The sequence below is a fragment of the Citrobacter sp. C13 genome, from assembly GCF_014596815.2.
Taxonomy (GTDB): domain Bacteria; phylum Pseudomonadota; class Gammaproteobacteria; order Enterobacterales; family Enterobacteriaceae; genus Citrobacter; species Citrobacter portucalensis.
The window spans coordinates 2,446,460-2,460,037 of the sequence record NZ_CP115024.1; the positions used below are offsets into that span (position 1 = coordinate 2,446,460).

The following is a 13,578-nucleotide window of genomic DNA, read 5'->3' on the forward strand; positions in this document are numbered from 1 at the left end:
ATTTTTTTCAGGCGCGGCGTGTTGCCAACCAGCAAAGTAGCGAACCCGCACAAACCATCAATGCCCCCTGCCAGAAAGATAGCGACAACGGGGCGCTGAGTAACACAGCAGCCAGGGCGGAGGAGAGCACTGGGGTAAAATAGGAACCTACGGCCATGATGGTCACGTTGCCATGCAAAATGCCAATATTCCACGCCGCATAGGCAAATCCTAACGTTAATGCCGCTGAGAACATTTTAATAGTCACCGAAGTGCTGAAAATCATTTCTGGTTGCGGAGTCATAAAATAGTAAACCCACAAACTTGCGGCCGTCAGTAAAACGAATATCGTAATGCCGTTAAAGCCTTTTGCATATTTATTGGTCACCGTGCAATACGTTGCCCAGATAAATGCGCCCAAAAAGGCGAGGAAATAGCTCAGCGGACTGCTGGCAACGTTGTTTATAATTTCACCAAGATTAAGGCCGTTTTCACCACCCAATACCCAACAAACCCCGGTCAATGCGATAATTAATCCAGGGATCACCAGCCAGGTTGTTTTTTGACCATTAAATAAAATAGCAAACAATATCGTTAAACTCGGCCATAGATAATTGACCATACCGACTTCAATAGCCTGGTGACGAGTAGCCGCATAACCGAGAGCCAGCGCTAAACATATTTCATAGGTAACAAAAAGCACGCTACCCGCGATTAAATAACGCACAGGAATCTTTCTTATATTCGGAAAGCCGACGGTAAAAATCAGCAACAGGCCACTTAACGAAAAAATCATTGCTGCGCCGCCCGCAGGACCCAGTCCTTCACTTACCCCACGCATGAGTCCGACCATCGTACTCCAGAGCACAATGGCAATGAGCCCAATTAACGTTGCTTTTTGTTTTGTCATTCTGATTGTCTGTCCATGGTACTGGCAAAAATTTAAGCTGAAATTTATAGCACCTTTACACCGTAGCGCGCTAATTAATTGCTTTTCACATACTCCCTTATGGGTACAAAGGTTAAACAAAGTGCACTATTTAGTAGCGGAACCGTTTCGTTATTGATTTGACGCAAAAAAAATATGGATATAGCTGATAGTTTCGTCGCGAAGTTGTACATGTCATCTTTCAATTATGCCGCGCTGGCGCGATTTGAGAGATGTCCTGTACGAATCCCTGCAAAAAAGAGGAAAGCAATGGACGTCAGCCGCAGACAATTTTTTAAAATCTGCGCGGGCGGTATGGCGGGAACAACAGTAGCCGCTTTGGGTTTTGCACCCAAAATGGCACTGGCTCAGGCGCGAAACTATAAGCTGTTACGCGCCAAAGAGATCCGAAACACCTGCACATACTGTTCCGTAGGTTGCGGGCTATTAATGTATAGCCTGGGAGATGGAGCAAAAAACGCCAAAGAGTCGATTTACCATATTGAAGGGGATCCGGATCATCCGGTGAGCCGCGGGGCATTATGTCCTAAGGGCGCAGGATTACTGGATTACGTGCACAGTGAAAACCGTCTGCGTTACCCGGAATATCGCGCTCCTGGTTCCGACAAATGGCAGCGTATCAGCTGGGATGAAGCATTCACCCGTATCGCGAAGCTGATGAAAACTGACCGTGACGCCAACTTTATTGAGAAGAATGAGCAGGGCGTAACGGTAAACCGCTGGCTTTCAACCGGGATGTTGTGTGCATCTGCGGCAAGTAATGAAACCGGCATGCTGACGCAAAAATTTGTGCGCTCACTCGGCATGCTGGCAGTAGACAACCAGGCGCGCGTCTGACACGGACCAACGGTAGCAAGTCTTGCTCCAACATTTGGTCGCGGTGCGATGACCAACCACTGGGTTGATATCAAAAATGCTAACGTCGTGATGGTGATGGGCGGTAATGCCGCTGAAGCACATCCGGTGGGATTCCGCTGGGCGATGGAAGCCAAAAACAACAATGATGCCACGCTGATTGTTGTTGACCCTCGTTTTACACGTACAGCTTCGGTGGCGGATATCTATGCGCCAATTCGTTCCGGCACGGACATTACGTTCCTGTCCGGCGTCTTGCTGTACCTGATTGAAAATAACAAAATTAACGCTGAATACGTTAAGCATTACACCAACGCCAGCCTGCTGGTGCGGGATGACTATGCTTTTGAAGACGGTCTGTTCAGCGGGTATGACGCGAAAAAACGCCAATACGATAAATCGTCCTGGAACTACCAGTTCGATGAAAACGGCTACGCGAAACGTGATGAAACGTTAAGCCATCCTCGCTGTGTCTGGAACCTGCTAAAACAGCACGTTTCCCGCTACACGCCGGATGTGGTGGAAAACATTTGCGGTACGCCGAAAGAAGACTTCCTGAAAGTCTGCGAAGTGCTGGCCTCCACCAGCGCCGCCGATCGCACCACCACATTCCTGTATGCGCTGGGCTGGACACAGCATACCGTAGGGGCACAGAACATCCGCACCATGGCGATGATCCAGTTGCTGCTCGGCAACATGGGGATGGCAGGTGGCGGTGTCAACGCCTTGCGTGGTCACTCCAACATTCAAGGGTTAACCGACTTAGGTCTGCTCTCTACCAGCCTGCCGGGCTACCTGACGCTGCCGTCAGAGAAACAGACAGATCTGCAAACCTATCTGGCCGCGAACACGCCAAAAGCGACATTGGCAGATCAGGTTAACTACTGGGGCAACTATCCGAAGTTCTTCGTCAGTCTGATGAAGTCTTTCTACGGCAATGCTGCGCAGAAAGAAAATGACTGGGGCTTTGAGTGGCTGCCGAAGTGGGATCAGTCCTACGACGTCATCAAATACTTCAACATGATGGATAGCGGGAAAGTCACCGGCTACATCTGTCAGGGTTTTAACCCGGTTGCGTCCTTCCCGGACAAAAACAAAGTGGTGCAGAGTCTCAGCAAACTGAAGTATCTGGTGATTATCGATCCGCTGGTGACCGAAACCTCAACGTTCTGGCAAAACCACGGCGAGTCAAACGACGTTGATCCGGCATCGATTCAGACTGAAGTTTTCCGTTTGCCTTCTACCTGCTTTGCGGAAGAGGACGGTTCCATCGCCAACTCCGGCCGCTGGCTGCAGTGGCACTGGAAAGGTCAGGATGCCCCGGGCGAAGCCCGCAACGACGGCGAAATTCTGGCCGGTATTTACCATCGTCTGCGCGATATGTATCGCACTGAAGGCGGTAAAGCTGTAGAGCCCGTTCTGAAAATGAGCTGGAACTATAAGCAGCCGGACGAACCGCATTCCGAGGAAGTGGCAAAAGAGAACAACGGCTATGCGCTGGAAGATCTCTATGATGCCAACGGCGTGCTGGTTGCGAAAAAAGGTCAGTTGCTCAACAGCTTTGCGTTACTGCGTGATGATGGTTCTACCTCATCATCCTGCTGGATTTATACCGGTAGCTGGACCGAGCAGGGCAACCAGATGGCCAATCGCGATAACGCCGACCCGTCAGGTCTCGGTAATACGCTGGGCTGGGCCTGGGCATGGCCGCTGAACCGTCGCGTACTGTATAACCGCGCTTCGGCGGATCCGCAGGGTAAACCGTGGGATCCAAAACGCATGCTTATCCAGTGGAACGGTACGAAGTGGACGGGGAACGATATCCCGGACTTCAACACCGCGGCACCGGGCAGTGGCACCAATCCGTTTATCATGCAGCCGGAAGGGCTGGGGCGTCTGTTTGCTATCGATAAGATGGCGGAAGGTCCGTTCCCGGAACACTACGAGCCGATGGAAACGCCGCTGGGTACTAACCCGCTGCACCCGAATGTGATCTCCAACCCGGCAGCTCGTCTGTACGAAGCGGATAAACTCCGTATGGGCACGAAACAGGACTTCCCGTACGTCGGGACGACCTATCGTCTGACCGAACATTTCCATACCTGGACCAAGCACGCATTACTGAATGCGATTGCCCAGCCAGAGCAGTTTGTGGAAATCAGCGAAACGCTGGCGGCAGCGAAAGGGATCAACAACGGCGATCACGTGAAAGTTAGCAGCAAGCGTGGATTTATTCGCGCAGTTGCCGTGGTCACTCGTCGTCTGCGTACCCTGAACGTCAACGGTCAGCAGGTTGAAACGGTTGGGATCCCAATCCACTGGGGCTTTGAAGGAGTCGCGCGTAAAGGCTTTATCGCCAACACCCTGACGCCGAATGTCGGTGATGCAAACTCGCAAACGCCGGAATACAAAGCGTTTTTAGTTAACATCGAGAAGGCGTAAGGGAGGCGAACATATGTCTATGGAAACGCAGGACATCATCAAACGGTCCGCAACAAACTCCATCACGCCGCCGCCTCAGGCCCGTGATTACAAAGCAGAAGTCGCGAAGCTGATCGACGTTTCCACCTGTATAGGTTGTAAGGCCTGTCAGGTGGCATGCTCAGAGTGGAACGATATCCGCGATGAAGTTGGCCACTGCGTCGGGGTGTATGACAACCCCGCCGATCTCAGCGCCAAGTCCTGGACGGTGATGCGGTTTACCGAAACCGAACAGAACGGCAAGCTGGAGTGGTTGATTCGTAAAGACGGCTGTATGCACTGTGAAGATCCGGGCTGCCTGAAGGCGTGCCCGTCTGCCGGGGCCATCATCCAGTACGCCAACGGGATTGTCGATTTCCAGTCAGAGCACTGCATCGGCTGCGGCTACTGTATTGCCGGGTGTCCATTTAATATTCCGCGCCTCAATAAAGAGGATAACCGCGTGTATAAATGTACGCTGTGTGTGGACCGAGTCAGCGTCGGGCAGGAACCTGCCTGCGTGAAAACGTGTCCGACCGGGGCAATACATTTCGGCACCAAGAAGGAAATGCTGGAAATGGGCGAACAGCGTGTGGCAAAACTGAAAGCACGCGGTTTTGAACATGCCGGTCTTTACAACCCGGAAGGTGTGGGCGGCACGCACGTCATGTACGTTCTGCATCATGCCAACCAGCCTGAACTGTATCACGGTCTGCCAAAAGACCCGCAGATAGATACCTCTATCAATCTGTGGAAAGGGGCGCTGAAGCCGCTGGCCGCTGCCGGATTTATCGCCACCTTCGCCGGACTGATTTACCACTACATTGGTATTGGTCCGAATAAGGAAGTGGACGACGACGAGGAGGATCATCATGAGTAAGTCGAAAATGATTGTGCGCACGAAATTTATCGACCGCGCCTGTCACTGGACGGTGGTGATCTGCTTCTTCCTGGTAGCGCTGTCGGGGATTTCATTTTTCTTCCCGACTCTGCAATGGCTGACGCAAACCTTCGGTACGCCGCAGATGGGACGCATTTTGCACCCGTTCTTCGGCATACTGATCTTCGTGGCGCTGATGTTCATGTTTGTACGCTTTGTGCACCACAACATCCCGGATAAGAAAGATATTCCGTGGCTGAAAAACATTGTGGAAGTACTGAAAGGCAATGAACACAAAGTGGCGGATGTGGGCAAATACAACGCCGGGCAGAAAATGATGTTCTGGTCGATTATGAGCATGATTTTCGTGCTGCTGATTACCGGTATCATTATCTGGCGTCCGTACTTTGCGCAGTTCTTCCCGATGCAGGTCGTGCGCTATAGCCTGCTGATCCATGCGGCTGCGGGGATTATCCTGATGCACGCCATCCTCATCCATATGTATATGGCATTCTGGGTGAAAGGATCGATTAAAGGCATGGTTGAAGGGAAAGTGAGCCGTCGCTGGGCGAAGAAACATCACCCGCGTTGGTATCGCGAAGTTGAAAGACAAGAAGCGAAAAAAGAGAGCGAGGAGGGGGTTAACTAATCCCTGATGTTCCCTCTACGCAATGGCGCTACATTGGTAGCGCCATTTTTTTGCCAAAAAAACGTCATGTTTCTGTCATCTGCTGAACGTAAGGTGTTGTCTTTCCGATAATAGAAGAGTTACAAGACAATGCATCTGGTGAAAAAATTACTCGCAGTCAGCGTGTTTCTTTGTGCTTCAGCTCAGGCGCAGAACATCCTCGAATTTCCTCAGCCGGAGAACAACCCGGAAGAGTTTTATGCCGTAACCGAAATCCCGGCAGGCGGAATGATTAAATATGAAACCGACGCCAAAACCGGTTTTATCGTTGCCGATCGCTTCCAGTCAATGCCGGTTGCCTATCCCGCCAACTACGGTTCACTCACCCAGTCTTTAGCCGGTGACGGCGACCCGCTGGATGTCATTTTTTATACCCGTGCGCCGCTTGCTCCGGGAACGTTGATTAAGCTGCGCGCTATTGGCGTACTGAAGATGATCGACGGCGGTGAAAAGGACGACAAAATTGTCGCTGTTCCGGCCAGTAAAATTGACCCCACTTATGACGACATCAAAGAGTTAAGCGATCTGCCCAAGATTGAAGTTCAACGTCTGGAATCTTTCTTCCGCGTATACAAAGATCTGCCGGGAGGGCGCAAGAAGGTCGAATTAAACGGTTTCAATGATGCCGCTACGGCAAAGCAAGAGATCAAACAGGCCTGGGATGCCTGGAAAGAGAAAAAACCGCAGCAATAACGCATTGCCGGATGGCGCTTGCGCTTATCCGGCCTACGTTTTTGTAGGCCCGGTAAGCGTCGCGCCACCGGGCGTTGCTATCAGAGTTTCGCCGTTATCTCCTCTATCTCCTTGCGCCATTGCGCCTGTAACAACGGTTTTTGATGTTTCGGCTTGCGGGCGAGATCGTCGGCCAGACGCTGCTCAAGATCGAGAAGTTGTTCCAGTAATCTATCGCTGTCACCGCTTATTTCAGTTTTCTCTACGACCGCCGTTTTGGGAACGGTTATCTCCGCAGACGTTTCCCGAATACGCGCATTGACCGCCTCCAGATCGTGCCATTCACTGAGTTCGCCATTGTCGATTAACCAGAACCGATTACAGCTTTGGCTGATAAGCTGCCGGTCGTGACTGACCAGCAACACGCCGCCGTTATAGCTTTGTAGCGTTTCTGCCAGCGCCTCTTTGCCTTCCATATCCAGATGGTTGGTCGGTTCATCGAGCATCAGCAGACTGTAGCGTGCAAGCGTCAGCCCCACAAACAGTAGCCGGGAGCGCTCACCGCCGCTTAATGTACTGACCCGCTGCGCATGACGAACCCACGGAAATCCCGCGCTAATCAGCGCCATCTTGCGAATCTCTGGCTGCGGGGCAAACGCTTCCAGCGCGTCAAACAATGAATCGTTATCGGCAAGCTGATGCAGCGTCTGGTCGTAATAACCCAGCGTAACGCGCGGGTGTAACACCAGTGAAGTTGATGCTATCTGTGCCTGGAACTGTTGCCAGATAAGCCTTAACAGCGATGATTTCCCGCAACCGTTACGCCCGACAATCGCCACGCGATCGCCGCTTTTTAACCGGATACCGGCAATGGAAAACAGTGTATCTGCACCAGGAGCAGGGGCTACAGACAGATTGGTCATCTCCAGCAAACGATCTGCACGCAGGGCATCACCCTGCAATGTTAGTGTCCACTGACTTCCTGACGTCACTTCTGTTTGTACCTCTTTCAGGCGCTGTGCCTGTTTTTCCATCTGCTTGGCCTTGCGGGAGAGATCTTCGTTGTCGTAGACCCGCCCCCAGGTTGCCAGCCGTTTGGCGCTGGCAGTCACCCGGTCTATTTCTTTTTGCTCAGCCTTGTGGCGCAGAGCATCGCTGACATCTCTTTCTGCCAGAGCCTTACGCGCTGCACTACAGGGTAGATCAAACGCATGGAGGGTGCGATCGCGCAAGATCCAGGTTCCGTGAGTCACCGCATCCAGCAGTTGCGGGTCGTGGGAGACCACCACAAAACTGCCAGACCAGTTCTGTAAGAACTGCTCAAGCCACAGTAATGTAGGCAAATCCAGGTGGTTACCCGGCTCATCCAGCAGCAGCAGGTCAGGATTACGCATCAGTGCCCGCGCTAATAGCAAGCGCGTGTGCTGGCCACCGCTCAACGTTTGCGCTGTAAGAGATAAATTCTCTGGCGTAAAACCCATTTCGGCAAGCAGTGCTTCAACTCGCCACTGCTGAGCTGCGCGTTCATGCTCGGGAAATTGAGCGAGAACGGCTTCCTGCAGCGTAAGAGGCAGTATATCGTCAGGTAGATGTTGTTCTACACGCGCGAGATGGCAGTGATTCGCCTGCGCGATTGCCCCACTGGTGGGCGAGATCGTACCATCGAGCAGTTTTAACAGCGTGCTTTTGCCGCAGCCGTTGTAACCGATAAGCCCGATGCGGTCGCCTTTTTTCAGGGTAAAGGAAAGATCGTCGAATAGCGTGCCGAATGCCGTATCAACGTGTAAGGATTGTGCGGTTAGTAATGTGCTCATTGTTGCTTACTCAAGAGTTACAGGCGTAAAAACGCCTCGTCAAACATCGCTGACGATAACCCGGTAAGCCCGAGAGAAGGGGATTTAGAAGTTAGCTTCGCTCAAGCAGAAGTTATCGCAGCACGATACCGATAACGCTTGAGCACTGGCGATCGCCAAAAGCATGTGAAACGATAAAACGTTCACAGTACAGCATAAGTATCCTCCTTTTGTTTTTCAGAATGTTAATCGGTGGTGAAAGTGTAATCGTAAGTTGCGCAAAAGCGCAAGTGTTGAACGCCCGGCAGCAGTTTGCCGCCGGGCAAAGCGTCAGATAGAGGTACGACGGTAGTCGCGATATTCTGCTTGCCAGAAATTATCGTCAATCGCCTGTTGCAGCGCTTCGGCGGAGGTTTTCACCGCCACACCTTGCTGCTGCGCCATTTTACCGACGGCAAAGGCAATGGCGCGAGAAACGGTCTGAATATCTTTCAGTTCCGGTAGCACCAGGCCTTCGCCGTTGAGCACCAACGGTGAATACTGTGCCAGCGTTTCACTCGCCGACATCAGCATTTCATCAGTGATGCGCGACGCGCCAGACGCAATCACACCCAGACCAATACCCGGGAAGATATAGGCGTTGTTACACTGGGCGATTGGGTAAATTTTATCTTTCCACAGTACCGGTGCGAACGGACTACCGGTCGCAACCAGCGCGTTACCTTCGGTCCAGGCGATAATATCCTGTGGCGTAGCTTCAACACGGGAAGTGGGGTTAGACAACGGCATGACGATCGGACGCGGACAATGCTTGTGCATTTCGCGGATGATCTCTTCGGTAAACAGGCCGGTTTGTCCGGAAACGCCGATCAGGATGTCAGGTTTAACGTTGCGGACCACGTCGAGCAACGACAGCACATCTTCTTGTGTATCCCAGTGCTGGAGATTTTCGCGTTTTTGCACCAGTTTGGTCTGGAAGGAGAGCAGGTTCGGCATTTTGTCTGTTAACAGGCCGAAGCGATCGACCATGAATACGCGTTGACGCGCCGCTTCTTCGCTTAAACCTTCACGCTGGATCTGCGCAATGATCTGCTCGGCAATCCCGCAACCGGCGGAACCCGCACCGAGGAAGACGATGTTCTGTTCGCTCAACTGGCTACCGGCCGCGCGGCTAGCCGCAATCAGCGTACCGACGGTAACCGCCGCGGTGCCCTGAATATCGTCGTTAAACGAGCAAATTTCATCACGATAACGGGTCAGCAGCGGCATGGCGTTTTTCTGGGCGAAATCTTCAAACTGCAACAGCACGTCCGGCCAGCGATGCTTCACGGCCTGGATGAATTCATCAACGAATTCGTAGTATTCATCATCAGTGATACGCGGATTGCGCCAGCCCATATACAGCGGATCGTTCAGCAGTTGCTGGTTGTTGGTCCCCACGTCCAGTACCACCGGAAGAGTATAGGCCGGGCTAATTCCGCCACATGCGGTATACAGCGACAGTTTACCGATTGGAATGCCCATCCCGCCGATCCCCTGATCGCCAAGACCTAAAATACGTTCGCCATCGGTGACAACGATGACCTTGATATTGTGGTTAGGGACGTTTTGCAGGATATCGTCCATATTGTGGCGGTTCTGATAAGAGATAAACACGCCGCGCGCACGACGATAAATCTCAGAGAAACGCTCACAGGCCGCGCCGACCGTTGGGGTATAGATAACTGGCATCATCTCATCCAGGTGATTATGCACCAGTCGGTAAAACAGGGTTTCGTTGGTGTCCTGGATGTTGCGCAGGTAAATATGTTTGTCGATTTCGGTTTTGAATCCCTGATATTGGATCCAGGCGCGTTCAGCCTGTTCCTCAATCGTCTCGACCACTTCCGGCAGTAACCCCAGCAGGTTGAAGTTACGGCGTTCTTCCACACTGAAGGCGCTCCCTTTATTCAGTAAAGGGAATTCCAGCAGTACCGGGCCAGCGTAGGGGATGTAAAGGGAACGCAGTTTTTTGGTTTCGTTTTCCATGTCACTCACTCTTTTTTGAATAACCGTCCCTGGCGCTCTTTATGATCGTATGTGGCCTGTCCGCCAGGGAAACGGGCGAAGTATAAAGCATTGTGAATGGGTTAAGGGGTTTTATAAGCAAAAACACCACTGCGGTTGCAATGGTGTTTATCTCGTTACTCAGTCAGACGTGCGAAAGGCTACTTGCCGTCAGTGCGGCGCTTTCTTCCAGTAGGATTATTGACCACGTTGGTTTTGTCACCTTCGGTCACGATTTTACGTTGATTTGAGATTTTGTGGTCCAGTCCGAGAATATGACGGGCCTGACGGTTCGATTTCATTCTAACTCCTTAATCCTGTTACTGGTTTCAAGGGCGAGCCCGTATGAGAACGGACGAAATACAACCTGATATAAAGCCGATGTTCAACATAACGGCTTTCTGGATGGTCGGTCATTTTATCTGAAAGGTCAATGCTTAAGCGGCAAATGAGAACTATCCCGTATGTAACATGCTTTTTCCCGGGCGTCCTATACTAGTAACTCCGACGACAACACAGGAGAGCGGTAATGACTATCCATAAGAAAGGTCAGGCACACTGGGAAGGCGACATTAAGCGCGGCAAAGGCACTGTGTCGACCGAAAGTGGCGTGTTGAATCAGCAACCGTATGGGTTTAATACACGGTTTGAAGGTGAGAAAGGCACCAATCCTGAAGAATTGATTGGCGCGGCCCATGCAGCCTGTTTCTCGATGGCGCTTTCGCTGATGCTGGGCGAAGCGGGGTTTACCCCAGATGCCATTGATACCACTGCCGATGTTTCTCTGGATAAAGTAGATGCCGGGTTTGCGATCACTAAAGTCGCGTTGCATAGCCAGGTGAGCGTGCCGGGGATTGATGCCGCCACGTTTGATGGCATCATCCAGAAAGCAAAAGCCGGATGCCCGGTATCTCAGGTTCTGAAAGCGGAAATAACGCTGGATTATCAGCTGAAGTCTTAATCGTGGCGTGCCGGATGCGACTGTGTCTTATCCGGCCTACGACTGTGCCGGATGTAAGTCAGTCTTATCCGGCACCTGATGATGTTATTGCGCTACCCAACCGCCATCCATATTCCACGCCACGCCACGCACCTGCGCCGCACCGTCTGAACACAGAAATAGTGCCAGCTCACCTAACTGTTCCGGCGTGACGAATTCGCGCGACGGCTGCTTTTCCGACAGCAGGGCGTCACGCGCAGCCTCAGGCTCTGCGCCTTCGGCAATACGCTTATCAATCTGTTGCTGAACCAGCGGCGTGAGCACCCAGCCGGGACACAGCGCATTGCAGGTGACACCCGTCTGCGCGGTTTCCAGCGCGATGGTCTTGGTGAATCCCACCACACCGTGCTTCGCCGCTACGTAGGCAGATTTCTCTTTTGAAGCCACCAGGCCGTGAACAGAAGCGATATTAATGATTCGACCCCAGTTACGCTCGCGCATACCAGGAAGCGCCAGACGCGTGGTGTGAAAAACGGAAGAGAGGTTAATAGCGATAATCGCGTTCCATTTATCAACCGGGAAGGTTTCCACCGGGGATACATGCTGGATCCCCGCATTGTTGACCAGAATATCCACACCGCCAAATTCGCTCTCGGCATAGCGCATCATATCGGCAATTTGCGCTTCATCGCTCAGATCCGCGCCATGATAACCTGGCGTTTTGCCATATTGCGCAACAGCGTCTTTGGCGGCATCCACATCACCAAACCCGTTAAGGATCAGGGTAGCGCCCGCTTGCGCCAGCACCTGTGCGATACCTAATCCGATACCGCTGGTCGAGCCGGTAACCAGAGCGGTTTTTCCCGTTAAGTTCATGATGATTCTCCTTAAACAATTCCGGTGGTGTAGAAGACGCCGATGACAAACAGTACGGCCAGACTTTTAATGACGGTAATAGCGAAAATTCCCCCATACGCCTGACGATGGCTGAGACCGGTGATAGCCAATAAGGTAATGACCGCGCCGTTATGCGGCAGGGTGTCCATACCGCCGCTGGCCATAGACGCCACGCGGTGGAAGACTTCAAGTGGGATATTGGCAGCGTGAGCGGCCGCGATAAAGGTGTCAGACATGGCGGCAAGGGCAATACTCATCCCGCCAGACGCCGAACCGGTGATCCCGGCGAGCGTAGTGATACTGATAGCTTCATTGAGCAGCGGGTCAGGAATAGCCGCCAGTGCTTTTGACAGTACAAGGAAACCTGGCAGGGCGGCGATCACTGCGCCAAAACCGTACTCTGACGCGGTGTTCATCGCCGCGAGGATCGCGCCGCCAACCGCCGTTCTGCTGCCTTCCGCCAGGCGACCTTTTATGTTGCGGTAGCCGAAGAGCACCACCAGCAGGATCCCAGAAATCAGCGCCGCTTCCACTGCCCAGATAGCGGTGATTTTACCGACTTCGGTGGTAATCGGCTTGGCAAGGCCCGGAAGTTCAAGCTGATGCGTGGCGCCATACCATTGTGGGATCCAGCGAGTAAACAGCAGGTTAAATACCCCAACCAGGATCAGCGGAGAGATCGCGATGATCGGGTTCGGCAGATTAATGTTATCCGGCGTTTCCGGCTCGTTTAACAGTTCAGTGCCATAACCCTCATTCTTAGCCTGTGCTTTACGACGCTGACGTTCGAGATAAACCAGACCAACAACGATGATAAATACGGAACCTATCAAACCCAGCCACGGCGCGGCCCAGGCGTTGGTACCGAAGAAACTGGTCGGAATAATGTTCTGGATCTGCGGTGTGCCTGGCAGGGCATCCATGGTGAAGGAGAAGGCACCCAGCGCAACGGTTGCCGGGATCAGGCGTTTAGGAATATTGCTCTGACGAAACAGTTCAGCCGCGAACGGATACACCGCAAAGGCCACCACAAACAGCGATACGCCGCCGTAGGTCAACAGCGCACATACCAGCACAATCACCGGGATGGCATGACGACGACCGAGGATGTTGATAGCGGCGGCAACAATGGAACGTGAAAATCCAGATAACTCGATTAACTTGCCAAACACTGCCCCCAGCAGGAACACCGGGAAGTACAGCTTCACAAAACCGACCATTTTTTCCATAAACAGGCCGGTGAAGGCAGGGCCGACGGCGCTGGGTTCGGTAAGCAATACAGCACCTAATGCCGCGATGGGGGCAAACAGAATGACGCTGTATCCGCGATAGGCTGCCAGCATCAGCAGGCCCAGCGCTGCCAGGGCGATTAATACACTCATCATGACTCCTTATTATTATATTGGGGTACAGAAAGAG

11 protein-coding genes are annotated in these 13,578 nt (G+C 52.5%); 5 read left to right on the top strand and 6 right to left on the bottom strand.

Annotated elements, in window-relative coordinates; genetic code table 11:
• Window positions 1–7 precede the first annotated feature (7 nt).
• Entirely contained in the window at window positions 8–889 is an 882-nt protein-coding gene (yddG, locus tag IB222_RS11670) for an aromatic amino acid efflux DMT transporter YddG (protein WP_149384246.1), read from the bottom strand.
• Between the two features lie 288 nt (window positions 890–1,177).
• Between yddG and fdnG the strand changes: the two genes are divergently transcribed.
• The 4 genes from fdnG (at window position 1,178) to IB222_RS11690 (ending at window position 6,504) form a co-directional block, all read left to right on the top strand.
• Window positions 1,178–4,225 carry a formate dehydrogenase-N subunit alpha gene (gene fdnG, locus IB222_RS11675; RefSeq protein ID WP_149384247.1) on the top strand — a complete coding sequence of 1,016 codons (3,048 nt, stop codon included), beginning with the start codon at window positions 1,178–1,180 and terminating at the stop codon, window positions 4,223–4,225.
• Window positions 4,226–4,238: 13 nt separating this feature from the next.
• Window positions 4,239–5,123: a formate dehydrogenase N subunit beta gene (gene fdnH, locus IB222_RS11680; protein ID WP_149384248.1), complete on the top strand. Its 885-nt coding sequence runs from the start codon at window positions 4,239–4,241 to the stop codon at window positions 5,121–5,123.
• Entirely contained in the window at window positions 5,116–5,772 is a 657-nt protein-coding gene (gene fdnI, locus IB222_RS11685) for a formate dehydrogenase-N subunit gamma (RefSeq protein WP_003020054.1), read from the top strand. Before fdnH ends, fdnI begins: the two co-directional genes overlap by 8 nt.
• Before the next feature lie 129 nt (window positions 5,773–5,901).
• Window positions 5,902–6,504, top strand: coding sequence for an inorganic diphosphatase (locus IB222_RS11690; RefSeq protein ID WP_149280952.1), 603 nt, complete (start codon window positions 5,902–5,904; stop codon window positions 6,502–6,504).
• A gap of 80 nt (window positions 6,505–6,584) precedes the next feature.
• Here IB222_RS11690 and IB222_RS11695 read toward each other — a convergent pair whose 3' ends face one another.
• From IB222_RS11695 to sra, 3 genes are all read right to left on the bottom strand, one after another.
• Window positions 6,585–8,297, bottom strand: coding sequence for an ABC-F family ATP-binding cassette domain-containing protein (locus IB222_RS11695; protein WP_149384249.1), 1,713 nt, complete (start codon window positions 8,295–8,297; stop codon window positions 6,585–6,587).
• A 309-nt stretch (window positions 8,298–8,606) separates the two neighbouring features.
• Window positions 8,607–10,304 (bottom strand): malate dehydrogenase, encoded by a 1,698-nt coding sequence (gene maeA / locus IB222_RS11700; protein WP_003833011.1) that lies wholly within the window; start codon window positions 10,302–10,304, stop codon window positions 8,607–8,609.
• Window positions 10,305–10,483: 179 nt separating this feature from the next.
• A complete protein-coding gene (gene sra / locus IB222_RS11705; protein WP_003833009.1) occupies window positions 10,484–10,624 on the bottom strand; it encodes a stationary-phase-induced ribosome-associated protein in 141 nt (46 codons plus the stop codon).
• A 227-nt stretch (window positions 10,625–10,851) separates the two neighbouring features.
• Between sra and osmC the strand changes: the two genes are divergently transcribed.
• On the top strand, window positions 10,852–11,283 hold the full coding sequence (gene osmC, locus IB222_RS11710; protein ID WP_149384250.1) for a peroxiredoxin OsmC: 432 nt from the start codon (window positions 10,852–10,854) through the stop codon (window positions 11,281–11,283).
• Window positions 11,284–11,367: 84 nt separating this feature from the next.
• Here the strand turns inward: osmC and IB222_RS11715 are convergent, their stop codons facing one another.
• Both IB222_RS11715 and IB222_RS11720 read right to left on the bottom strand, forming a co-directional pair.
• Window positions 11,368–12,138 (bottom strand): 3-hydroxybutyrate dehydrogenase, encoded by a 771-nt coding sequence (locus IB222_RS11715; RefSeq protein WP_149384251.1) that lies wholly within the window; start codon window positions 12,136–12,138, stop codon window positions 11,368–11,370.
• Window positions 12,139–12,149: 11 nt separating this feature from the next.
• Window positions 12,150–13,544 carry a GntP family permease gene (locus tag IB222_RS11720; RefSeq protein ID WP_196776256.1) on the bottom strand — a complete coding sequence of 465 codons (1,395 nt, stop codon included), beginning with the start codon at window positions 13,542–13,544 and terminating at the stop codon, window positions 12,150–12,152.
• Window positions 13,545–13,578: the final 34 nt, after the last annotated feature.

Excerpts from the sequence above, each read along its gene's own strand:
- maeA (WP_003833011.1), bottom strand. The coding sequence starts at position 10,304 with ATGGAAAACGAAACCAAAAAACTGCGTTCCCTTTACATCCCCTACGCT.
- sra (WP_003833009.1), bottom strand. The coding sequence starts at position 10,624 with ATGAAATCGAACCGTCAGGCCCGTCATATTCTCGGACTGGACCACAAA.
- osmC (WP_149384250.1), top strand. The coding sequence starts at position 10,852 with ATGACTATCCATAAGAAAGGTCAGGCACACTGGGAAGGCGACATTAAG.
- IB222_RS11720 (WP_196776256.1), bottom strand. The coding sequence starts at position 13,544 with ATGATGAGTGTATTAATCGCCCTGGCAGCGCTGGGCCTGCTGATGCTG.
- IB222_RS11715 (WP_149384251.1), bottom strand. The coding sequence starts at position 12,138 with ATGAACTTAACGGGAAAAACCGCTCTGGTTACCGGCTCGACCAGCGGT.
- yddG (WP_149384246.1), bottom strand. The coding sequence starts at position 889 with ATGACAAAACAAAAAGCAACGTTAATTGGGCTCATTGCCATTGTGCTC.
- fdnH (WP_149384248.1), top strand. The coding sequence starts at position 4,239 with ATGTCTATGGAAACGCAGGACATCATCAAACGGTCCGCAACAAACTCC.
- IB222_RS11690 (WP_149280952.1), top strand. The coding sequence starts at position 5,902 with ATGCATCTGGTGAAAAAATTACTCGCAGTCAGCGTGTTTCTTTGTGCT.
- IB222_RS11695 (WP_149384249.1), bottom strand. The coding sequence starts at position 8,297 with ATGAGCACATTACTAACCGCACAATCCTTACACGTTGATACGGCATTC.
- fdnI (WP_003020054.1), top strand. The coding sequence starts at position 5,116 with ATGAGTAAGTCGAAAATGATTGTGCGCACGAAATTTATCGACCGCGCC.